This is a genomic window from Paraconexibacter antarcticus, assembly GCF_024220175.1.
GTDB lineage: Bacteria > Actinomycetota > Thermoleophilia > Solirubrobacterales > Solirubrobacteraceae > Paraconexibacter > Paraconexibacter antarcticus.
The window spans coordinates 614503-634688 of the sequence record NZ_CP098502.1 but is presented as its reverse complement, the minus strand read 5'-3'; the positions used below and the strand labels follow the sequence as shown (position 1 = coordinate 634688).

The 20186-nt window shown below is 73.6% G+C and carries 18 protein-coding genes; 14 read left to right on the top strand and 4 right to left on the bottom strand.

Going from position 1 to position 20186, the window contains the following annotated elements; all coding sequences use genetic code 11:
- Positions 1-36: 36 nt before the first annotated feature.
- Positions 37-981 (bottom strand): HNH endonuclease, encoded by a 945-nt coding sequence (locus tag NBH00_RS03050; RefSeq protein ID WP_254571881.1) that lies wholly within the window; start codon positions 979-981, stop codon positions 37-39.
- Positions 982-1412: 431 nt separating this feature from the next.
- On the opposite strand from NBH00_RS03050, the gene NBH00_RS03045 reads away from it, so the two are divergent.
- The 4 genes from NBH00_RS03045 (at position 1413) to NBH00_RS03030 (ending at position 6380) form a co-directional block, all read left to right on the top strand.
- A complete protein-coding gene (locus NBH00_RS03045) occupies positions 1413-3086 on the top strand; it encodes an ATP-binding SpoIIE family protein phosphatase (RefSeq protein WP_254571880.1) in 1674 nt (557 codons plus the stop codon).
- Positions 3083-3448, top strand: coding sequence for an STAS domain-containing protein (locus NBH00_RS03040; RefSeq protein WP_254571879.1), 366 nt, complete (start codon positions 3083-3085; stop codon positions 3446-3448). Before NBH00_RS03045 ends, NBH00_RS03040 begins: the two co-directional genes overlap by 4 nt.
- A gap of 109 nt (positions 3449-3557) precedes the next feature.
- The gene (locus NBH00_RS03035) at positions 3558-5009 is read left to right on the top strand and encodes a WS/DGAT/MGAT family O-acyltransferase (protein ID WP_254571878.1); all 1452 of its coding nucleotides are present in this window, start codon (positions 3558-3560) and stop codon (positions 5007-5009) included.
- Positions 5010-5018: 9 nt separating this feature from the next.
- A complete protein-coding gene (locus NBH00_RS03030; RefSeq protein WP_254571877.1) occupies positions 5019-6380 on the top strand; it encodes an alpha/beta fold hydrolase in 1362 nt (453 codons plus the stop codon).
- Between the two features lie 8 nt (positions 6381-6388).
- Here the strand turns inward: NBH00_RS03030 and NBH00_RS03025 are convergent, their stop codons facing one another.
- Positions 6389-7282, bottom strand: coding sequence for an alpha/beta fold hydrolase (locus NBH00_RS03025; RefSeq protein WP_254571876.1), 894 nt, complete (start codon positions 7280-7282; stop codon positions 6389-6391).
- A gap of 113 nt (positions 7283-7395) precedes the next feature.
- Between NBH00_RS03025 and NBH00_RS03020 the strand changes: the two genes are divergently transcribed.
- Positions 7396-8700, top strand: a complete 1305-nt coding sequence (locus NBH00_RS03020) for an NAD(P)/FAD-dependent oxidoreductase (RefSeq protein ID WP_254571875.1) — start codon at positions 7396-7398, stop codon at positions 8698-8700.
- A gap of 54 nt (positions 8701-8754) precedes the next feature.
- Here NBH00_RS03020 and NBH00_RS03015 read toward each other — a convergent pair whose 3' ends face one another.
- A complete protein-coding gene (locus NBH00_RS03015) occupies positions 8755-9669 on the bottom strand; it encodes a diguanylate cyclase (RefSeq protein WP_254571874.1) in 915 nt (304 codons plus the stop codon).
- A 303-nt stretch (positions 9670-9972) separates the two neighbouring features.
- Here NBH00_RS03015 and NBH00_RS03010 point away from each other — a divergent pair, with 303 nt between their 5' ends.
- From NBH00_RS03010 to NBH00_RS02995, 4 genes are all read left to right on the top strand, one after another.
- Positions 9973-10653 carry a ferritin-like domain-containing protein gene (locus tag NBH00_RS03010; protein WP_254571873.1) on the top strand — a complete coding sequence of 227 codons (681 nt, stop codon included), beginning with the start codon at positions 9973-9975 and terminating at the stop codon, positions 10651-10653.
- Between the two features lie 17 nt (positions 10654-10670).
- Positions 10671-11378 carry a ferritin-like domain-containing protein gene (locus tag NBH00_RS03005; protein WP_254571872.1) on the top strand — a complete coding sequence of 236 codons (708 nt, stop codon included), beginning with the start codon at positions 10671-10673 and terminating at the stop codon, positions 11376-11378.
- 100 nt (positions 11379-11478) lie between these two features.
- Positions 11479-12255: a L,D-transpeptidase gene (locus NBH00_RS03000; RefSeq protein ID WP_254571871.1), complete on the top strand. Its 777-nt coding sequence runs from the start codon at positions 11479-11481 to the stop codon at positions 12253-12255.
- 85 nt (positions 12256-12340) lie between these two features.
- Positions 12341-13399 (top strand): cutinase family protein, encoded by a 1059-nt coding sequence (locus NBH00_RS02995; protein ID WP_254571870.1) that lies wholly within the window; start codon positions 12341-12343, stop codon positions 13397-13399.
- 36 nt (positions 13400-13435) lie between these two features.
- On the opposite strand, the gene NBH00_RS02990 is transcribed toward NBH00_RS02995, so the two are convergent.
- Positions 13436-14875 carry an aminotransferase-like domain-containing protein gene (locus NBH00_RS02990; RefSeq protein ID WP_367401279.1) on the bottom strand — a complete coding sequence of 480 codons (1440 nt, stop codon included), beginning with the start codon at positions 14873-14875 and terminating at the stop codon, positions 13436-13438.
- A gap of 63 nt (positions 14876-14938) precedes the next feature.
- On the opposite strand from NBH00_RS02990, the gene NBH00_RS02980 reads away from it, so the two are divergent.
- The 5 genes from NBH00_RS02980 to NBH00_RS02960 are packed head-to-tail and all read left to right on the top strand — an operon-like array spanning position 14939 to position 19909.
- Positions 14939-16588: an AMP-dependent synthetase/ligase gene (locus tag NBH00_RS02980; protein WP_254571869.1), complete on the top strand. Its 1650-nt coding sequence runs from the start codon at positions 14939-14941 to the stop codon at positions 16586-16588.
- Positions 16575-17363, top strand: a complete 789-nt coding sequence (locus NBH00_RS02975; RefSeq protein WP_254571868.1) for an alpha/beta fold hydrolase — start codon at positions 16575-16577, stop codon at positions 17361-17363. Before NBH00_RS02980 ends, NBH00_RS02975 begins: the two co-directional genes overlap by 14 nt.
- The gene (locus tag NBH00_RS02970) at positions 17363-18565 is read left to right on the top strand and encodes an acyl-CoA dehydrogenase family protein (protein WP_254571867.1); all 1203 of its coding nucleotides are present in this window, start codon (positions 17363-17365) and stop codon (positions 18563-18565) included. The genes NBH00_RS02975 and NBH00_RS02970 overlap by 1 nt, the downstream gene beginning before the upstream one ends.
- Positions 18558-19550: a phosphotransferase family protein gene (locus NBH00_RS02965; protein WP_254571866.1), complete on the top strand. Its 993-nt coding sequence runs from the start codon at positions 18558-18560 to the stop codon at positions 19548-19550. Before NBH00_RS02970 ends, NBH00_RS02965 begins: the two co-directional genes overlap by 8 nt.
- Entirely contained in the window at positions 19547-19909 is a 363-nt protein-coding gene (locus NBH00_RS02960) for a DUF6285 domain-containing protein (protein WP_254571865.1), read from the top strand. Before NBH00_RS02965 ends, NBH00_RS02960 begins: the two co-directional genes overlap by 4 nt.
- The last annotated feature ends 277 nt before the right edge of the window (positions 19910-20186 follow it).

The window sequence follows — 20186 nt, the reverse complement described above, 5'->3', positions numbered from 1 at the left end:
CGAGATTCCGTCTTGAAGCGACCCGAGCGGGTCGGGCTATGCCGCGGCCCGGAACGCTTCGAACCGAAGAGCGAGACGGTCGGGGTCTGGCCGGTCACCGACGTGCGATGGCGCCAGAATGTGAGCGCCGTGGAAGCGCTGCAGGCCGTTCTTCAGCATCGGCCCGTCGATCTCGTGGAGAAGTCGTTCGTGGATGTGCACGACACCGTCCGGGTCGATGCCCAGCAGGTTTCGGTCGTAGGCGAGGTGATGAATCGCGCATAGGGCGAGGCCGTTGATCACGACTGCGCCACCGAGCGGATCGCGATCTTCGATGATGTGGGCCGCCTGGAGGAGCGACGCCTCCTTGAGCGAGCAGATGGTGCATCGCGTCCGGTAGGCGTGCAACACGGCCCGGCGGAAGCGATGTTGGTGCAGCCGGTACGCAGCTTCGCGCGTCGCGTACCGTCGAGTGTCCTCGTTGCTGACGAGCCCTACGGCGGTCGTGTCGGCGAGCGGGAGTCCGACCTCAAGCGCTGCAGTGCGCGTCATGGTGTCGATGCGGGTCACAAACGCCGGGACCACGGGTGTGTACTGCCCAGGAGCGATCCCGCGGAAGTAGATGACGGGCACGCCAAGGCGGTGCGCCTCGATGAGCTTCCGGTTGTCAGCCTCGGCCTGAAGCGTGGCTCGCGTCGTTTGACTCCCAGGGTCGCGGAAGCGATACGTGAACTGCCCGTTCGCTTCGTCGTACGTGTCTTCGTAAGGTGCCGGCTTGCGCGCCACGGCGGGCGCCGTGACGAGCGAGAGAGCGGCGGGACCATCGAGTTCTTTCGGCCGGAAGATTCCGCTGTAGAAGGACCCGAAGCTCACGCGCCGGCCTTGAAACGTGAACCCCTCCTTCAACGCGTCCAACGGCACGAGATCGTTGTAACGACGGGACAACTCGCGTGCGCGATCGAAAGCAGCCAGACGCAGCAAGCGATCGTGTTCCGTCTCCACGTGACGAGTATCTCCCGTCGGGCGTAGCCCGTCGAATGGTCCCGCGAACTTCTCTAGCCCCGCCCCACCTTCGGCGCCGTCCGCTTCGCACAACCCCCGTATCCACCTTCCCGCACCCGGGGCGCCGGGCGCCGACGCGGCCGGCCCTGTACTGCTGACCCGCCGCGATCGCGATGGTCGCGGCGCCGAGGGCGATCACGGTGGTACTCCCGCGACGGCGACGCGGGTCATGGGCGCGACCCTACGCCGATGCCGGCCACTTGGCCAACACGGCGTCCAGCTGACCGAAGCCCGCCCCGTCATGGCACCCAGCCGCTACCCTGGACCCCATCCCCACGGTCCGGCGCGGGGGTGATCCGATCGGGCGTCTCACCGGCTCAGCTGTCGCGTGCGGGTCGGCGCGGCGGTGCACGTCACCACCACCAACGCACATGCCGAGCAACCAGATCCCCGCCGACGTCGGCGTCACCGGCGTCGGCCTCGTGCCGCTCCCGCTCAACGAGCCTGGCGCGGGCGACGCCGCCGCGAGCGCTTCGCGCGCCGACGACCTCTACCGGCTGAGCGACCCGCTGCTGTCGGAGGTCGGCCTCGAGGAGCTGCTCGACACGGTGCTCGGGCGGATCCGCGAGATCCTCCACGTCGACACGGTCGCGATCCTGCTCAAGCTCCCGGGCGCCGCGGAGCTCATCGCGCGGGCCGCGAAGGGCCTCGAGGAGGAGGTCGCGCAAAAGGTCCGCATCCCGATCGGCCGCGGCTTCGCCGGGCGGATCGCGGCGTCGCGCCGGCCCATCTTCGTCCCCGAGGTCAGCGAGGCGGACGTCGTCAACCCGATCCTCCGGGAGGTCGGGATCCGCTCGCTGCTCGGCGTGCCGCTCATCGTCGAGGGCGAGCTCATCGGCGTGCTGCACGTCGGCAGCCTCACGCCGCGCGAGTTCACCGCGAACGACGCCGAGCTGCTCGCGCTCGCGGCCGCGCGGGTCGCGCCCGGCATCGAGCGCGCCCGGCTGTTCGACGAGCTCGGGCGCCAGCAGAGCGTCGCCGAGAGCCTGCAGCGCGGCCTGCTCCCCGACCGCCTCCCGACGCTGCCGGATGTCGACGTCGCCGCGCGCTACGTCCCCGCGATCGACGAGGTCGGCGGTGACTGGTACGACGTCGTCGAGCTCCGCGCCGGCCGCGTCGGCATCGCCATCGGGGACGTCGTCGGCCACGGTGTCCGGGCCGCCGCGCTGATGGCCCAGCTCCGCGCCGTCCTGCGCGCCTACGCCTTCACCGAGCCGGACCCGGCGACCGTGCTGACGCTGCTCGACAAGTACGTCCAACACTCCCACCCGACCGGGCTGGCCACCGTCGTCTACGCGGTCCTCGACACCGAGGACGGGACGCTCACGCTGGCGGTCGCCGGGCACCCGCCGCTCCTGCTCGTGGGCGACGGGACAGCGGCGCTGCACGACGTCCGCGGCGGCCCGCCGATCGGCGCCGTCCCCTTCCCGCACTACGCCGCCCACACCGTCCACCTGGCCCGCGGCGAGACGGCCGTCCTCTACACCGACGGCCTCGTCGAGCGCCGCGGCGAGACGATCGACACCGGCCTGGAGCGCCTGCGGCAGGCGGCCGTCGGTGAGCTCGACCCCGAACGGCTCTGCTCGCGGCTGCTGGACGAGCTCGTCCACGGCACCCGCGCGCCCGACGACATCGCCCTCGTCGCCTTCCGCCGCCCGCGGCTCACCGCGATGCTCGAGCTGCGCATTTCCGCCCGCGCCTCGGCCCTGTCCCCCGTGCGGCGCAGCCTCCGCTCCTGGCTGCGCGAGCACGGCGGCGATCGGACCGTCGTCGACGACATCATCCTCGGCGCCGGCGAGGCCCTCGCGAACGCCGTCGAGCACGCCTATCGGTCCGGGGACGGCGACGTGCAGCTGCGGGCCGAGCTCGACGGCGACACCGTCTCGATCACCGTCATCGACCACGGCGCGTGGCGTCCGCCACGCCTGGAGACCGACCGTGGTCGCGGCCTTGCGATCATGCGCTCGACGATGGACGACGTGGAGATCACCCGCGAAGCGCTCGGGACCCGGGTCGTCCTGCGCCGGTCCCTCACCGCACCATGACCGGCGCGACGCTCGACTTCCGGCACCCGCCCGACGGCACCGTCGTCACCGTCCGCGGGGACGTCGACAGCGCGAACGCGAACGCGCTGCTCGCGGCCATCGAGCGGCGCCTCTTCACCGGCCGCGACGCCCGCGCGATCCTCGACATCAGCGACGTGGACTACTTCGACAGCGCGGGGGTCAACCTCGTCTTCCGGCTCGCGCGCCGGCTCGCCGGGTACGGCAGCGAGCTCGTCGTCGTCGCCCCGCCGACGTCGATCGCCGGCGCCGCCCTGCGCCACGCGAACGCGGGCTCGGCGGTCGTGGTCGCCGATGCGGTGCCCGCGGCGGCGCCGTCCCGGCCCGCCGGCCCCGACGACTGACGGCCCCTCGGGGAACTACGGACGCCGGGAGCGGGGGCGTCCCCGATGCCGCCGCGCCGCCGCGGTCGTAGCGTGCGCCCCAGACCGTCCCACCGAGAGGGAGGACCCCATGGGCGAGCAGCTCAGCATGCTGGACACGATGTTCCTCGAGCTCGAGGAGTTCGACGAGACCGCGCACATGCACATCGGTGCTGCGCTCGTGTTCGACCCGCTGCCGGACGGCGGGACCCCGGACGCGGACGCGTTCCGCGAGCACGTGCGCGCACGGGTGGGACGCCTGCCGCGCTTCACCCAGCAGCTCTCCGCCGTGCACACCGGGCCGCTGACGTGGCTGACGTGGGAGCCGGCCGAGGGCTACGACCTCGACGCCCACGTGCACCACGCGACGCTGCCGTCCCCCGGCGGCGAGGCCGAGCTGCACGCGTGGCTCGGGGACTTCTGGTCCCACCGCCTGGACCGCCACCGCCCGCTGTGGGAGATGGTCCTGCTCGACGGCCTGGAGGGCGGCCGCTGGGCGATGGCGACCAAGACGCACCACTGCCTGGTGGACGGCGTCGGCTCGCTCGACATCGGCTACGTGCTGCTGGACGCCTCTCCGCAGCCGACGACGACGCCGGAGCCAACCGACGGATCCACACCGGCCACGGCGCCCCCGACCCGCACCGGGGCGGACGCGGAGCCGCCCCACGGCGGGAGCTTCTGGCTCACGCCCGGCCTGGTCGTGCGCGGGGCGCGCTCCGGCCTCGGCGCGGCGCTGCACCCGCGCGAGTCGCTCAACCGCGCGCGGGCGGCCGTCGAGCTCATCGTCCGCGACGAGGTGATCGCGGCCCCCGCCTCGAGCCTCAACGGGACGATGAGCGGCACGCGTCACTTCGCCTCCGTGCCGGTGGACCTCGCCGAGGTCAAGGCGGTCAAGGAGCGCCTCGGCGGCACCGTCAACGACGTCGTGCTCGCGGTCTGCGCGGGCGGCCTGCGCCACCTGCTGCTGTCCCGCGGCGAGACCCCCACGGCCGACCTGCGGGCCCAGGTGCCGGTGAACATCCGCAGCGAGGACAAGGAGCACGCGCTCGGGAACGAGCTGACCTCGCTGTTCGTCGAGCTGCCGGTCGGCGAGGCGGACCCCATCACCCGCTACCGCCGCGTCGTGCACCGTGCGCAGGACCTGAAGGCCGGCTCCCAGCGCGCCGGCGGCAAGACGATCATCGACCTCGCCGACATGGGGCCGCCCCTCGCCGGAGGGCTGCTCGCCCGGTCGATGTTCGGCAGCACGCGGATGTTCAACCTCACGATCACGAACGTGCCCGGACCGCAGCAGCGGCTCTACGCGTTCGGCGCCCCGCTCACGCAGGTCCTCCCGCTCGTGCCGCTGTTCGCCGGCCACTCGGTCGGCATCGCGGTCGTCAGCTACGCCGGGCAGATGGTCTTCGGGCTCAACGCCGACCGCCTCTCCGCCCCGGACCTCGCGGTGCTCGCGGAGGGCATCGAGCGGTCCTTCGCCGAGCTCCGGCCGCGCGTGCCGTCCGCCCCCGCTCGACCGGCGCGCGAGCCCGCGCCGCGGTAGCGTGCCCGCATGAAGCGCTCCCTGCCCGTCGCCCTGCTGACCGCCATGGCGGTGTGCGCCGCGCCCGCCGTCGCGCACGCGGAGCGGATCGTCACGCTGCCGGGCTTCCGGGCGCCCGGCACGCCGGCGAAGTACGACAAGGTGCAGGTCGTGCAGGAGGGGCCGTCGACGGCGCGGAACGTGCTCGTCCTCAGCCCCGGGACCTCGGGCGGCGCCGGCTACTTCGTGCCCGACGCGAGGGACCTCGTCAAGGCCCTGCCCGGGTGGCAGGTCTGGCTCGTCGAGCGCCGCGAGAACCTGCTCGAGGACCACTCGATGCTCGACCGGGCGATGGCCGGCCAGGTCTCCGGGAAGGCGCTCTTCGACTACTACCTCGGCTGGATCGGCGACGCGTCGATCACCGATCACTTCCGCCCGCCCACGACCGAGCAGACGACGTTCGCGCGGCGGTGGGGCCTGAACGTCGCGATCGAGGACCTGCACCGCGTCGTCACCGCGGCCCGCAAGGGCGGTCGCCGCGTGGTCCTCGGCGGCCACTCGCTCGGCGGCTCGATCACCACCGCGTACGCCACGTGGGACTTCAGGGGACGCGCCGGCGCGAAGGACCTCGCCGGCCTCGTGCTCATCGACGGCGGGAGCGGCGGCGGGGCGATGACCGTGTCCGCCGCGAAGAAGACCCTGGCCGACATCGACCACGGCTCCCCGTTCCTGGACCTCGCCGGCAACACGATCGTCTGGTCGGCGGGCGCGTTCTCCGCCGTGGGCTCGACGCTCGCGCTGAAGGAGCCCGACCAGCCCTCGATCCTGCAGCAGTGGCCGCTGTTCCCGGCCGACCTGAAGCCGCCGGTCCTCGCGACCAACCGGGCCGGCTTCGGGTACGCGCTGGACAGCAGGACCGGCCCCGCGAACCTCGCGCTCGTGCAGGCGCACATCGGTCATCTCGCGGCCACCGGCGATCCGCGCGGCTGGGTCGACGACGGCTACGCCACCGTCGACCGTGCCGCCCGCGCGCTGAACGGGATCCGGGGGAGCGACGGCACCGCGTGGTTCCACCCGCGTCGCCTGTCGCTGGACGCGGGCGCGATCGCCGGCGGCGTCGCCAACCCGACCCAGAGCCTGCTCGGCGTGCACGCGACCCACGGCGCCGACGTGCACCTCCCGATCTACGCGATCTCCACGAGCCTCGGGGCCGAGCGCGTCGTGCGCGCCGCCCGCGCACTGGCCCGCCGCTCGCACGTCTCCGCGAAGGACGTGAAGATCGTCGACGACACGAGGAAGTACTCCCACTGCGACCCGCTCTTCGACGACGCCCGCACGAACGACTTCCTGAAGACCGTCGAGCCGTTCCTGCGCCGGATCGGCCGGCGCTGAGCGGCGCGTCAGCCCTCCGCGCCGGCGTCGCGGACGAGCCGGCTGACGCTCTCCTCGGTGAGCGCGGCGGGCTGGGTCGCGGCGACGAACTGCGTGAGCACGTCGACGAAGCGCCCGGGGTCGTCGCGGAACGGGAAGTGCCCCGCGCCCGGGAAGACCTCGAGCCGGCTCTCGGGCATGAGCTCGTGGGCGCGCCGGCCGTGGTGCAGCGGGATGATGCGGTCCCGCTCACCCCAGACGAGCAGGGTCGGCACCGCCGCCGACAGGTACAGCCGGTCACGCGCGTCCACGCGCTGGCCCGACGGCGCGATCACCGACCGCACGGTGTGCAGGAACGCCTCGCGCGCGTCCGGGGACGACAGCGAGTCGAGGCCCGCGAGCACCTCGTGCTGCTCCGGGGTCGCGCGCAGGCCCACGCGCGAGAGCACGCTGCCCACCGCACGGCCGGCGGCCCGCGTGTGCGCGTTGAACATCAGGGGCACGACGAACTCCGCCCCGGGCAGCGCGGCCGCCCGCAGCGCGGGGCTGACCTCCGCACCGAGGCCGCCGCTGTCGACGAGCACGAGGCGGTCCAGGCGCGTGGGGAACTGGTAGGCGAACTGCATCGCGATCCCGCCGCCGAGCGAGTGGCCGACCATCGTGGCCGACGCGACACCCAGCAGCGCCATGAGATCCCGGACGCCGCTGGCGTACGCGCCGAGGGAGTAGTCCCCGCGCGGCTTCCCCGAGCGACCGTGGCCGAGCATGTCGGGCGCGAGCACCGTGTGCCGCTCGGTCAGCGCCTCGAACACCCCGTCCCAGGTGCGCAGGCTCGAGGTGATGCCGTGGATCAGCACGATCGCCGGCCCCTCCCCACCGAAGCGATACGAGACCTCTTGGCCGTGCAGGCGGGCGGTGGACATCCCGGGAGTGTCACGGAAGTCCGGTGGCGAAGCGGCACGGCGCGCGGAGCGCAGCCGGCGACGCCCCGGCGGGCGCGTTGACCGCCCCTGGCGCGTCGCCCGTATCCCCTCTCGTGAGCCTCACCTCCCAGCCGCCTGTCCTCGTCGTCGGCGCCGGCCTCGCCGGCCTGGCCTGCGCCCGCGAACTGCACCGCCGCGGCGTGCCGGTGCACGTCGTCGAGGCCTCGGACGCCGTCGGCGGCCGCGTGCGGACCGACCGGCAGGACGGCTTCCTGCTGGATCGCGGCTTCCAGGTCCTGCTCGCCGGCTACCCGGAGGCCAAGCTCCAGCTCGACCTCGACGCGCTCGACCTGCGGCCGTTCCACCCCGGCGCGCTCGTGCAGCGCGGCGGGCGCCGGATCGAGGTCGCCGATCCGCGGAGGCATCCGCTGGCCGCGCTCGGCGCGCTGCGGGCGGGCCTCGCGACGCCGGCCGACGGCGTGGCGATGGCGCGGCTGCTGTGGCAGGGCCGCGCGGCCGTGCGCTCGGGCCTGGACCACGACGGTGGCGGCGACACGCAGAGCACGATCGCGGCGCTCCACGCGGCCGGCATCTCCGAGCGTCTGATCGACGGCTTCCTGCGCCCGTTCCTCACGGGCATCACGCTCGACCCGGACCTGCGGGTCTCCGCGCGCTTCGCGCGGTTCGTCCTCGGCTCGTTTCTCGCCGGCCCGACCGCCGTCCCGGCCGCGGGGATGCAGGCGATCCCCGATCAGCTCGCCGCCGGGCTGCCGCCGGGGTGCGTGCGGCTCGGCGCGCGCGTCCTCGGAGTCGAGGAGGACGGCGTGACCCTGACCGGCGGCGTGCGCCTGGACGCGGCGGCGGTCGTCGTCGCCACCGACGGCCCGGCCGCCGCGCGCCTGCTGCCCGGCCTGCCGGACCCGGGCGGCGTGAGCACCGTCGCGTTGTGGTTCGACGCGCCCGTCTCCCCGACGGGCGGGCGGCCGCTGCTCGTGCTCGAGGGGGACGGCGCCCCCGGCGCGCTGGTCAACAACGTGGCCGTCCTCTCCGACGTCGCGCCCGGATACGCGCCCGCGGGCCGCTCGCTCGTCAACGCGAGCCTGCCCGCCGGCCGCGGCGACGGCCTCGACGACGACGCCCTCGAGCACGCGGTCCGCGCGCAGCTGCACGGCTGGTTCGGGCATGAGGTCGACGCCTGGCGGCTCCTGCGGGTGGACCGCATCGCGCACGCCCAGCCGAGGCAGGAGCCCGGGACGCTCGACCCACCGCAGCGCCCGGTCCGGCGGCAGGACGGGCTGTGGGTGTGCGGCGACCATCGCGACACCGCGTCCATCAACGGCGCGCTCGCGTCGGGCCGGCGCACCGGGATCGAGGTCGCGGTGGCGCTGCACGAGCGGGCGCTCGTCGCCGCCGGCTGACGGCTCGCGGCACGGGCACACGCGACGCGACGCCCCCGCGGCCGGCGCGCCAGATCAGGTGCCGCAGACGCGGTCCCGGCCGTCGCGCTTGGCCCGGTACATGGCCGTGTCTGCCGCCTGGAGCAACTCCTCGGCGGTGGTGCGGTCCTCGCTCGCCGCCGCCCAGCCGACGGAGACGCTGACGTCGATCGGGCCCGCGGACGTCGCGACCGGGCCCGCCCGGACCGCCGCGTGGAGCCGCTCGGCCAGGACCCGCGTCTGCCGCGCACCGAGCGTGAGGACACAGAACTCCTCGCCACCCCACCGCGCGATGAGATCGTCCTCGCGCACGGCCTCCTGCAGGCGCCGGCCGACCTCCTGCAGCACCGCGTCGCCGACCAGATGCCCGTAGCGGTCGTTCACCTGCTTGAAGTGGTCGATGTCGAGCACGATCGCCGACCGGGCCCGAGCGGAGAGCCAGGCGCCACCGCGCAGCGCGTCCTCGACATGCCGGCGGTTGGGCAGGCCGGTGAGCGCGTCGACGTGGGCCTGCCGACGGGCCTCCAGCAGCCGGCGGGCCGGGAGGGTCGCGTCCCGCTGCACGGCGACGAACCAGCGGGGCGTGCCCTGCTCGTCGGGCACCTCGGCGATCGTCCACTCCATCGTGAACGAGCTGCCGTCCTTGCGGTAGTTGATCCCCTGGCCGTGGAACGAGCGGCCCGCGAGCAGCTCCGCGCGAAGCCGCTCGGCGAGCGCCGGATCGGTCTCCGGGCCCTGCAGGATCCGCGGGCTCTGCCCGAGGAGCTCCTCCGCCGCGTACCCGGTCATCTCGCAGAGCGACGGGTTGACGTAGACGATTCGGGGCCCGCCCGGCGTCTCCAGGTCGGCGTCGGTGACCATCACGCCGTCGGCGAGGTGCTCGAGGACGGCGCAGCCGGGGATGCCGGCCCCGGTGGGGTCGATCGAGACCTCGCGGTCGGATGCGTACATGTCCGTATCATCGACGCCCCGGGGCGGGTCGTGAACCGCGCAAACTACGCGAAGGCCGCGAGAAGCCCGTAGGAGCGCGGCCGCCTCCGCCGGGGGCGGAGCTGCGCGGTGAGGCCTGCGACTCCTGCGAGTTCGCGCTCCGTCCGCTCGGCGAGCGGCCACGTGGGCGGTCTGCTCGCCGCCACCGGGAGGATCGTGACGGATCGCGGGCGAACGCCGACGCGACGGGCCGGTGATCCGATCCTGCCGGCATCGCGACACGGCCTGTGGATTCATCCAGCCAACCCCATGGGAGGAGGCGTCATGTCCCCACGTGACGACACCGGACTCACGCTCGACGAGCTCGACACGGACGGCGCCCTGCGCGAAGCGTCCGAGCTTGCGGAGAACAGCTACACCCGCAGCCAGGCGCTGCGGCGGACCGGCGTGCTCGTCGGAGGGGGCCTGGCGATCGGCGCTCTGCCCGTCGCGCTGTCGATCGGCCAGGGCGGCGTCCCGGCCAGCGACATCAAGATCCTGAACTACGCGCTCACGCTCGAGTACCTGGAGGCCGCCTTCTACGCGGAGGCCGTGTCCAAGGGCGCGCTGACGGGCTCCCTGGCGACCTTCGCCCAGACCGTCGCCGGTCACGAGGCCCAGCACGTCGCGGCGCTGCAGAAGGCGCTCGGAAGCAAGGCCGTCAAGAAGCCGACGTTCGACTTCAAGGGCACGACCGCCGACCCGAAGAAGTTCGCGGCGACCGCGATGGCGCTCGAGGACACCGGCGTCGCCGCCTACCTCGGGCAGGTCACGAAGATCAAGACGCCGGCGATCCTCATGGCCGCGGGCTCGATCCTCCCGATCGAATCCCGCCACGCCGCGTGGATCCGCGACATCCAGGGCGCCGGCTCCTCGCCGCTGCCCGCGCCCGGTGGCTTCGACGCCGGCAAGCCCATGTCCGCCATCCTGGCCGCCGTCAAGGCGACCGGGTTCATCAAGTCCTAGTGCGAGAGGCCACCGACATGACCGATCACCTCTTCCCCACCCTGGCCGAGCTGGACCGCGACGGCGCCATCGCCGAAGCCGCGTCCCGCGTCGACGGCCACACCCGCGCCGCCTTCATGGGCAAGGTCGCGGCGCTCGTCGGCGGCACCGCCGCCGTGAGCTCCCTCGCCATGCCCGCGCTGGCCTCGGCCGCGTCCAAGGGCGATGTCGCGATCCTCAACTACGCGCTGACGCTCGAGTACCTGGAGGCCGCGTTCTACAAGTCGGCGAACGACAAGGGCGCCCTCTCCGGCGAGGCGAAGAAGCTCGCCAAGGTCGTCGGCGAGCACGAGGCCCAGCACGTCGTCGCGCTGAAGAAGGCGCTCGGATCGGCGGCGGTGAAGTCACCGTCGTTCGACTTCAAGGGCACCACCGCCGACCAGGGCACGTTCCTGAAGACGTCGATGACCCTCGAGGACGCCGGCGTGAAGGCCTACCTCGGCCAGGCGGGCGCGATCAAGAGCAAGGACATCCTCTCCGCCGCCGCGTCGATCCTGTCCGTCGAGGCCCGCCACGCCTCCTGGGTGGCGAACGTCCTGAAGGTCTCGCCCGCTCCGGAAGCGTTCCAGAGCTCCGCGACCATGGACCAGATCCTGGCGGCGGTCAAGGGGACGGGCTTCATCCCGGCGCTCGCGAGCGCCTCGCCGTCCTCCGCCACCAGCGGCTCCCCGAGCGTCACCGGATAACACCGGTGGCGGGCAGCGCCGGCGGCCGGGTTCTCGTTTTCCCGGCCGCCGGTCGCGCCCACTTCGCATGACGGCGCTCCGCTCACTCTCCGCTGTCGCCGTGGCCCGCGGCGTGGCCATCGTGCTCGCCGCGGCGGTCGCCGGGCTCTTCCTCGCGCCTGCGGTCTTCCACGGCAGCACCCAGGCCGGACCCCGGTTCCCCGCGGTGCGCGAGCGGCAGGCGCCCGCCTCCTTCAGCGCGCGCGCGGCCCGCGTCCCGACCCTGACGCGGTACACGACGATCATCGCCACCGCCCGCGGCAGGACGATCCCCGTCTACGCCCGGCCGCATCGCGGCGCGCCGCGGACCAGGCTGCTGCGCGCACGCGTGCTCGACGGACGCCGCCTCCCGCTCGTCTTCGCCGTCACCGATCACGCGCACAAGGGCTGGTTCCGCGTCCGCCTGCCCGTGCGGCCGAACGGCGCGCGGGGCTGGATCAAGCGGTCGGCCGTCAGCACGTCGGCGACGAACTTCCGCGTCGCCGTCCAGCTCCGCCGCCACCGGATCCTCGTGCGCCGAGGACGGGTGACGATCCTCCACGCGCGCATCGGTGTCGGCCGGTCGCTCTCACCGACCCCGACCGGCACGTACTACCTCACCGATCTCATCCGCTCCACCGACCCCTTCTACGGTCCGTACGCCTTCGGGCTGTCGGCGTTCTCCACCGTCTACACCTCGTTCGAGGGCGGCGACGGACAGGTCGGCGTCCACGGTACGAACGCCCCCGCCGCCATCGGCACCGACATCAGCCACGGCTGCATCCGCGTGAAGAACGCGATCATCCGCAAGCTCGCCCGGATGCTCCCGCTCGGCACCCCGGTCACCATCATCCACTGACCGCACGCGCGTCCGGCCGGGGGATTTCGTGAAGCTTTCGTGAGAACCGGAGCCCAGGCCGCGGCGCGCGGGTACAGACTGCGCCATGCCCAGGTTCCGCCGCGCTCTCGTGCTCACCGCCACCGTGCTTTTGTCGCTGCTGTCCGCGTCCCGGGCCGAGGCGAAGCGGATCCACTCGCTCGTGCCGTGGGCGCCCACGAACACGTACGTGGCCAAGGCCGACATCGACGGGCGCAGCAAGCCCCAGCTGGAGCCGCGCGCGTTCATCAACGCCGTGCGCAAGGGCCAGTGGGTGCGCATCACCTGCCAGGTCCAGGGCCAGGTCGCGTACGGCTCGTCGCTGTGGGACAAGGTCGGCGCCTACTACGTCCCCGACCAGCTGCTGAAGACCTACACCGACGGTGGGCTCCCCGGCGCCCCGACGTGCGGGGCGGCCACGCCGCCGCCCGCGCCGCGCTGCCAGCGGTACACCATCTTCGGCCTGCGCGGGTCCGGCGAGTCGAGCAAGGGCAACCACGGGATGGGCGCCACCGTCGGCCCGGCCGCCGACGCGGCCAAGGTCAAGCTCGGCGGCAAGAGCGTGCTCCTGAAGGGCATCCCCTACCCCGCCGTCTCGGTCGAGACGCTGATCCAGGACCCGCAGAAGTTCCGGCTGTCGATGCAGGTCGGTGAGATCCTCCTGCGCAAGGCGATCATGAGGCGCATCAAGGACTGCCCCGGCTCGAAGATCGCGGTCATCGGCTACTCCCAGGGGGCCGGCGTCGCCAGCGAGACGATGCGCTCGCTCCGGACCTCCGCCTTCCGGCACGTGCGTGTCGCCGCCCTCTTCGCCGACACCTACTCCGCGGGCCAGACGAAGTACTCCTACAACTTCGACTACTTCAACCCCAACCGCTCCACGCCCGTCAGGCGCAAGGGGCACGGCGTCTTCGGCGCCAAGCGCCTGCCCGCCGCCCTGCCCTACAAGCTCGACGTCTGCTTCGCCGACGACGTCGTCTGCGACATGTCGAAGTCCACCGGCGGCGCCGTCGCTCAGGCCTTCCTTGCCGGCATGCACTCCCACTACAAGGACTGGGCCCCGGGCTTCTTCTCCTCCCTGCCCGGGTTCGTGGGGCTGCTGGTGGGCGGGTCGCTGCAGCGCTGAGAGGTTCGGCGGGGTCCGCGGGCGGGCCGCCTGGGGTCAGCCGCGTGGAGGGGTCGCGGCCGATCCGGCGGGCTCGTCGTCGGGCCGGCGGCCCCGCGCCGCCATCGCGCCGGTGAGGGCCTGCACCGCGCGGGCCATCGCCGCCTCCGGAAGCGCGCCGTAGCCGAGGACGAGCGCGGGCGGCAGCGGCGGGCCGTGCAGGACGTGGCCGGCCAGCCCGACCAGCCGCACCCGATGCCCGGCAGCCGCGGCCGCGGCCACGACCGAGGACTCGTCGGCCGCGCCCGGCGGCAGGCCCATCACGAGATGAAAGCCGCAGGCCGGGACGTCCAGGCGCCCGCCCTCGACGGCATCCTCGAGCAGGTTCGCGAACGTGCGGGCGCGTGTCCGGTAGGTCGAGCGCAGGCGGCGGAGGTGCCGATCCAGGTCACCGGCCGCCAGGAACCGCGCCAGCGCCAGCTGCTCGAGCACGGGCTGGCCGGGCTCGGTGGCCCGGCGCGCGGCGGTGAGCGCCCCGACGAGGCCCGGCGGGGCCACGATCCAGCCCACGCGCAGGCCCGGCGCCAGCGCGCGGCTCGTGGAGCCGATGAGCACGGTCCGCTCCGGGAGGCTCCCCTGGAGCGCGGGCAGCCCGACGCCGTCGTGGTCGAGCTCGGCGTTCAGGTCGGACTCCACGAGGACGGCGTCCTGCCGCCGGGCCCACTCGGTCAGCGTGGTGAGCCTCGCGGCCGACAGGCGGGCTCCGAGCGGGTAGCTGCCGGCCGGCTCCACGAGCACGGCCTGGCGTGACCGCCGCGGGAGCGCGTCGACCACCAGACCCGCGCCGTCCACGTCCAGCCAGCCGGTGGCCGGGCCGCTGACCGTCCCGCGGGAGAGCTCACCCAGGGCCCGGTGGGAGACGCGCGCGCGGTGCAGACAGCGCACACCGGTATCGGCGAGCGCCCGGCGGACGATCGCCAGCCCGGCGAGCAGCCCGCCGCAGATCACGATCTGCTCCGGGTCGCAGCGCACCCCGCGGGCACGCGCCAGGTAGACGCAGAGCTCCTCGCGCAGCTCGCGCAGGCCGAGCGGCTCCTCGTACCCGAGTGCCCGGTCAGGAAGATCGTGGACCGCGGCACCGTAGGCCCGCAGCCAGGCCCGCCGCGGGAACGCGGCCAGGTCGGTCACCTCGGGGTGCAGGTCCAGGTCCCAGCGCCGGTCGGGGGGCGCGGCCGGGGCCCCGGACGGCCGCGGGGCCGGAGCGATCCGGCTGCCCGCCCCCACGCGGCCCTCGAGCAGGCCTTCGTGCCGGAGCTGCGCGTAGGCCCGGACGACGGTGCCTCGGGCGACCCCCAAGTCGGCCGCCAGCCGGCGCGTGGGCGGGAGCGGCGTCCCGGGGACGAGCTCGCGCAGGCGCGCCTCGACCTGGCGGGCCAGGGGCGCGCCGCCGTCGCGCTGCAGGGGGACGAGGAGGCGGGGATTGGTCCTCTTGGGCAAGCCGCGATTGGACCACACCAGGTCCCGTACGGTCAACGGACCTTCGGGAACAGGAGACGCAAGATGAGCACGCAGGCGACCATCCCCACGACGATCACCACGACGTTCCGCGCGACCGTCGCGGCCCACCGCGACGAGCGCGCGGTGCAGACCCTCGACCCCGCACAGGAGTGGAGCTGGGACGAGCTCGAGCGCCGCGCGGACGCGATCGCCGGCGCGCTGCGCGCCGTCGGTGTCCGCCCCGGCGACAGCGTCGCCCTGCTGCTCACCAACCGCCCGGAGTTCCACGCCGCCGACACGGGGGCCCTGCTGGCGGGCGCCGTCCCCTTCTCGCTCTACAACACCGCGGCACCGGAGGACCTCGCGTTCGTGCTCGGCGACGCCGACGCCCGCGTCGTGATCTCCGAACGCGCGCTGCAGGACACGATCCGCCAGGCGATCGACCGGCACGGGGCGAACGTCGAGCATGTCCTGCTCGTCGAAGACGCGGAGCTGTGGGCGCATCCGCGGGGCGAGGACCACCCCGCCCGCGCCGACGACGTGGCCACGATCATCTACACCTCGGGGACGACCGGACGCCCGAAGGGCGTGCAGCTCACCCACGCGAACATCCTGTGGATGGTCTCCGCGCTCGAGGCCCGGGCCGGTCTGGTGCCGGGCATGGAGGTCATCGACTACCTCCCGATGGCCCACATCGCCGAGCGCCTGAACTCGCAATACGTGCCGCTCGTCCTCGGCCTCACCACCACGTGCTGCCCGGACGCGACGCAGGTCGTCGCGCACGTGGCTCAGGTCCGCCCGCACTTCTTCTTCGCTCCTCCCCGGCTGTGGGAGAAGCTGCGCGCCGCGGTGTCCGCCAAGCTCGGGCCGGACGCCGACCTCGCCGCCGCCGGACCTGGGGTGCTCGCCTCCCTCGGCTTCGATCGGCTCGTCACCGCCTACGTCGGCGCCGCCCCCGTGCCCGCGGAGATGGTCTCGTTCTGGCGGGCCCTCGGGCTGCCGCTCAGCGAGGAGTACGGGCTGTCGGAGTGCACCGGCGTGGCGACGGCGTCGCCACGCGAGGTCCGCGTCGGAACGGTCGGCACGGCGCTGGACGACGTCGAGCTGCGGATCGCCGCCGACGGCGAGATCCTCATCCGCTCACCGGGCGTCATGGTCGGCTACCGCAACGCCCCGCAGCAGACGGCCGACGCGATCGACGCCGACGGCTGGCTGCATTCGGGCGACATCGGGACCCTCGACGAGGACGGCTACCTCACGATCGTCGACCGCAAGAAGGAGCTCATCATCAACGCCGCGGGCAAGAACATGTCCCCGGCGAACATCGAGGCCCGGCTCAAAGCCGGAAACCCCCTCATCGGGCAGGTGTGCGTCGTCGGCGACGGGCGGCCCTACAACGTCGCGCTGATCGTGGTGGATCCGGACGCCGGCGGCGCCTTCGCCGAGCGCGAGGGGCTCGCCGCCCGGAGCCACGCCGAGCTCAGTGCGGACGCGCTCGTGCGCGAGGAGATCGCGCGGGGCGTGGAGGCCGCGAACGCCCGCCTGGCGCGCGTCGAGCAGATCAAGCGCTTCGCGATCGTCCCCGACGACTGGCAACCCGGGGGCGAGCAGCTCACCCCGACGATGAAGCTCAAGCGCAAGCCGATCGCCGCGACCTACGCGGACCGGATCGAGGCGCTCTACGCAGAGGAGAACCCGCATGCCGCACGCTGAGGTCAACGGCCAGAGGCTGTTCTACGAGGACACGGGGTCGGGCGACGACGTCATCGTCTTCTCCCACGGGCTGTTCATGGACCACACGATGTTCGACGCGCAGGTCCGCTCGCTGCAGGACCGCTGGCGCTGCGTCCGCTGGGACGAGCGAGGCCACGGGCGCACGGAGACGACCGCCGAGCCGTTCACGTACTGGGACTCCGGCGCGGACCTCCTCGGCCTGCTGGACCATCTCGGCGTGCAGCGCGCCGTCCTCGCCGGGATGTCGCAGGGCGGGTACCTGTCGCTGCGCGCCGCGCTGACGGCCCCGGATCGCGTGCGGGCCCTCGTCCTGATGGACACGCAACCGGGTCCCGAAGACGCGGAGAAGGCCGCGGGCTACCACGGGCTCATCGACGCCTGGACCGCGCCGGGCGGGCCGCCGCAGGAGATTCTGGACACCGTCGCCCAGATCATCCTCGGTCCCGGGTGGGCAGGGACGCCGGCGTGGCAGGAGCGCTGGCGGCAGCTCCCCATGGATCGTGTGCGTCAGGTCTTCGCGACGCTCGCGGGCCGCGAGGACGACGTCGCCGGGCGCGTCGGCGAGCTCACCATGCCGGCCCTCGTCGTCCACGGTTCCGACGATCTGGCGATCGACGTGGACATCGCCCGGGCCTTCGCGCAGTCGCTCCCGGACGCCGAGCTCGTGATCGTCGACGGGGCCGGGCACGCGGCGAACCTGACCGACCCGGACCCGGTCAACGCGGCGCTCGGGCCGTTCCTGGAGCGGGTCTGATGGACTTCGGCCACTCCGACCGCGTGCTGGCGCTACGGGAGGATCTGCGTGCGTTCATGGCCGACCACGTCCTGCCCCGTGAGGCCGAGCTCGCCCGCGCCATCGACGAGGAGGTGGCCCCGGACGTCGCCTACCCCGCCGCGATCCGTGAGCTGCGCGCCAAGGCCCGCGACGCCGGGCTGTGGAACCTCTGGCTGGCCAACCACCACGACGGCCCCGGGCTGACGAACGTCGAGTACGGGGTGCTGTGCGAGGAGATGGGCCGCGCGCTGTACGTCGCGCCCGCCATCTTCAACTGCTCGTTCCCGGATACGGGCAACGCGGAGGCCATGCTCGACTACGGCACCCCCGAGCAGGTGCAGCAGTACGCGCGCCCGCTCCTGGAGGACGATGTGCGCTCGTGCTTCGCGCTCACCGAACCCGAGGCCGCGAGCTCGGACCCGACGAACATCTTCACGACCGCCACGCTCGACGGGGACGAATGGGTCCTGGAGGGCCACAAGTGGTGGATCTCCGGCGCGATCGGCGCGTCGTGGGCGATCGTGATGGCGGTCACCGACCCGGACGCCGCCCCGCACCAGCGCGCAAGCATGGTGATCGTGTCGACCGACGCCGAGGGCTTTGAGATCGTGCGGCCGCTGCCGCTCATGGGGCACGCCGCCGGGTACGGGCACTGCGAGCTGCGCTTCCACGGGGCGCGGACTCCGAAGGCCAACCTCCTCGGTGGTCGCGGCGAGGGGTTCGCGGTCGCCCAGGCGCGCCTGGGCCCGGGCCGCATCCATCACTGCATGCGCGCGATCGGCGCGGCCGAGCGGGCGTTCGAGCTCATGTGCCGCCGCGCCCAGACGCGGGAGACCCGCGGGGAGCCGCTCGCCGCCAAGCAGATGGTCCAGGACTGGGTGGCGAAGTCCCGGATCGAGATCGACACCGCGCGGCTCTCGGTCCTGCACGCGGCCTGGATGATCGACACCGTCGGCAAGAAGGGCGCGCTGCAGCCGATCGCGCAGGCCAAGGTGCAGGTGGCGTCCATGCTCCAGGAGGTCGTGGACCGCTCGATCCAGGTGCACGGCGCCCTCGGCCTGTCGGAGGACACGCCGCTGGCCTCGTTCTGGCGCACGGCGCGGGCGCTGCGCTTCGGGGACGGCCCGGACGAGGTGCACAAGGTCGCGATCGCGCGCCGGGAGCTCGCGCGGTTTGCCTGAGACCGCGCCCGATCCGGCAGCGCTGCGCGAGACGCTGGTCGAGGCGGGCGAACGCGATCCCGGCGCGGGGCTGTCGGCCGCACCGCTGGCCGGCGGCGCGTCGCGTGAGCTGTGGGCGCTGACCCCGGCCGGCGCCGCGGGCCCCGCGTGGGTCCTGCGGCGCGACCCGGCCGGCGAGACGCCCCAGACCTCGCGCGCCGGCGAGTTCGCCGTCCAGCAGGCCGCCTACGACGCCGGGGTGCCGGTCCCGCGACCGGTGGCGGTCGAGGAGGCCGGCGGCCGCTTCGGCACCGCGGGGATGCTCATGGCGTGGGTCGACGGGGAGGCGATCCCGCGCCGGGTCATGCGCGAGCCGGCGCTGCAGGACGCCCGCGCGACGCTCCCGCGCGGGCTGGGCACGGCGCTCGCCGCGCTCCGCGCGATGGACACCTCGGCGCTGGGGACCCATGCCCCGTCCCCCGTGGACGCGGCCGCCACCGCCCTGGAGGCCGTCCGCGCGCAGCTGGACGAGACGGGACAGGCCCTGCCAACGCTCGAGCTGGCCCTGCGCTGGCTGCGCCTGCGGCTGCCACCGCCGACGCCGCCGAGCGTCGTGCACGGGGATTTCCGCCTGGGCAACTTCATCGTCGGACCCGACGGACTGCGGGCGATCGTCGACTGGGAGTTCTGGCACCTGGGTGACCCGGCCGAGGACCTCGCGTGGGTCTGTGCGCGACCGTGGCGCTTCGGCGTGGACGCCCAGCCGGTGGCGGGGATCGGCCCGCTCGACGAGCTGCTCGGCGGTTTCGGCGGGGACGTCGACCGTGACCGCCTGCGCTGGTGGGGCGTCCTCGTGCAGGCGAAATGGGGGGCGTACTGCGCGCGTCAGGCGGCGCTGCGCCGGGCGGGGGAGCACGCGTCGCTCGAGCGCACGGTGCTGGCCCGGCGCGTCGCCGAAGCCGAATGGGATCTGCTGGCCCTGATGGGGGAGGAGGACGCACGATGAGTGGTGACCGTCCGGACGCCGCGGAGCTGGTGGACGCCGTCGCACGCTGGCTGACGGACGAACACGCCCCGGCCGTGAAGGGCGCCTCACGCTTTCAGGCGCTCGTCGCCGCGCAGGCTCTGGCGATCGTCTCCCGGGAGCTCGCCCTCGGCGCCGCGCACGACGCCGCGGACGCCGCGGCGCTCGGGGCCTTGACTCCCACCGCTACGGCGGCGGATGGCGCGGCGGCACGGCAGGCCCTGGCCGACGCGCTGCGCGCAGGAGACCACGACGAGGACCTGGCGGCCGTGGCCGCCGTCCTGCGCGAGCACGTGCGCCGCAAGCTCGACCTCGCCCGTCCCGGTTACGACGCGGGCTGAGCCCCAGGGAGAATCTCGGGCGGCTGTCGCGCGCGCCCGGCGATCGCCACACCCCGAAAACGCAACAACGCCCATTCCAAGGGCGTTTCTGAGAGCCGACGAGCGGATTCGAACCGCTGACCCCTTCATTACGAGAGGCTTTAGGGGCGTCTAAACCAGTGCATCTGAGTCAGGATTCGGAGCACTTCCACCTGCAAAACATGCGTTTTAGGCTCAGCATGAACTGCGACATCGCGACTCAGTACGACTCGTTCGCCAACGTCGAGGCTCACGCCTG

Coding starts and splice junctions, on each gene's coding strand:
- NBH00_RS02995 (WP_254571870.1), top strand. CDS start 12,341: ATGCCCAGGTTCCGCCGCGCTCTCGTGCTCACCGCCACCGTGCTTTTG.
- NBH00_RS03005 (WP_254571872.1), top strand. CDS start 10,671: ATGACCGATCACCTCTTCCCCACCCTGGCCGAGCTGGACCGCGACGGC.
- NBH00_RS03040 (WP_254571879.1), top strand. CDS start 3,083: ATGACCGGCGCGACGCTCGACTTCCGGCACCCGCCCGACGGCACCGTC.
- NBH00_RS03025 (WP_254571876.1), bottom strand. CDS start 7,282: ATGTCCACCGCCCGCCTGCACGGCCAAGAGGTCTCGTATCGCTTCGGT.
- NBH00_RS03015 (WP_254571874.1), bottom strand. CDS start 9,669: ATGTACGCATCCGACCGCGAGGTCTCGATCGACCCCACCGGGGCCGGC.
- NBH00_RS03010 (WP_254571873.1), top strand. CDS start 9,973: ATGTCCCCACGTGACGACACCGGACTCACGCTCGACGAGCTCGACACG.
- NBH00_RS02970 (WP_254571867.1), top strand. CDS start 17,363: ATGGACTTCGGCCACTCCGACCGCGTGCTGGCGCTACGGGAGGATCTG.
- NBH00_RS03045 (WP_254571880.1), top strand. CDS start 1,413: ATGCCGAGCAACCAGATCCCCGCCGACGTCGGCGTCACCGGCGTCGGC.
- NBH00_RS02960 (WP_254571865.1), top strand. CDS start 19,547: ATGAGTGGTGACCGTCCGGACGCCGCGGAGCTGGTGGACGCCGTCGCA.
- NBH00_RS02975 (WP_254571868.1), top strand. CDS start 16,575: ATGCCGCACGCTGAGGTCAACGGCCAGAGGCTGTTCTACGAGGACACG.
- NBH00_RS02980 (WP_254571869.1), top strand. CDS start 14,939: ATGAGCACGCAGGCGACCATCCCCACGACGATCACCACGACGTTCCGC.
- NBH00_RS03035 (WP_254571878.1), top strand. CDS start 3,558: ATGGGCGAGCAGCTCAGCATGCTGGACACGATGTTCCTCGAGCTCGAG.
- NBH00_RS03030 (WP_254571877.1), top strand. CDS start 5,019: ATGAAGCGCTCCCTGCCCGTCGCCCTGCTGACCGCCATGGCGGTGTGC.